Raw genomic sequence first — 1,092 nt, 5'->3', positions numbered from 1 at the left:
CGACAAGGTGATCGTGTTCGCCGCGGCCAGTCTCAAGGACGCGCTCGATGCGGTCAACAAGGCCTGTGAGCCCGAGGTCGGCGAAGCGGCCACGATTTCGTATGCGGCAAGCTCGGCACTGGCCAAGCAGATCGAGGGCGGCGCGCCAGCCGATGTCTTCGTCTCGGCCGACCTCGACTGGATGAAGTATCTTTCCGACAAGAAGCTGACCAGGCCCGACACCGAAGTGAAACTGCTCGGCAACCAGATCGTGCTGGTGGCGCCGCAAGATTCCAAGGTCGAGGCGAAGGTCGAGAAGGGCTTCGACCTCGCCGGGCTCATCGGCGACGGTCGGCTCGCCATGGGCGATTTCAAGGCGGTGCCCGCCGGCAAATATGGCAACGCGGCGCTGGAATGGCTGGGCGTGTGGTCCTCGGTCGAAGGCAAGGTCGCGCAGGCCGAGAATGTCCGCGCCGCGCTCAAGCTGGTATCGACGGGCGAGGCCGCGCTCGGAATCGTCTACGCCACCGACGCCCATGCCGAAAAGGGCGTCAAGGTCGTCGGCACCTTCCCCGAGGATTCGCACCCGCCGATCATCTATCCGATTGCCCAGACCGCGGATTCGAAGGACAAGGATACGGCTGCCTTCCTGAAATGCGTCGAGTCGGCCAAGGCCGCCGCGCTCTTCAAGGAACAGGGTTTTACGGTGCTCGCGCCGAGCAACTGAGAAAGACCTAACACCGCATATGAGCTGGCTGCTGGACCTCACTCCCGACGAATGGAATGCGGTCCGGCTGTCGATCAAGGTGGCGACGGTGGCGATGATCGCCAGCCTGCCGCCCGGCATCCTGATCGCGCTGGTCCTGGCCCGGGGGCGATTCTGGGGCAAGACCTTGCTCAACGGGCTGGTGCATTTGCCGCTGATCCTGCCGCCGGTGGTGACCGGTTATCTGCTGCTGCTCACCTTCGGCCGGCGCGGGCCGGCCGGCGCCTTCCTCGCCGAGCATTTCGGCATCGTCTTTTCCTTCCGCTGGACGGGGGCAGCACTTGCCTGCGCGGTGATGGGTTTTCCACTGATGGTGCGGGCGGTCCGGTTGTCGATCGAGGCAGTCG

The 1,092-nt window shown here is 64.7% G+C and carries 1 protein-coding gene and 1 pseudogene; both read left to right on the top strand.

Annotated features, from left to right (window positions below; translation table 11 throughout):
• Positions 1-706, top strand: a 706-nt coding sequence (gene modA / locus EOA60_RS34245) for a molybdate ABC transporter substrate-binding protein (RefSeq protein WP_128312685.1), incomplete at its 5' end; no start/stop codon positions are given.
• A 19-nt stretch (positions 707-725) separates the two neighbouring features.
• A pseudogene (locus EOA60_RS34240) lies at positions 726-1,092 on the top strand (molybdate ABC transporter permease subunit); the annotation flags it as partial.

The organism is Mesorhizobium sp. M1A.F.Ca.IN.020.06.1.1 (genome assembly GCF_004023265.1).
In the GTDB taxonomy this organism is placed as follows: Bacteria; Pseudomonadota; Alphaproteobacteria; order Rhizobiales; family Rhizobiaceae; genus Mesorhizobium.
This window is presented reverse-complemented; position numbering and strand designations above follow the sequence as displayed.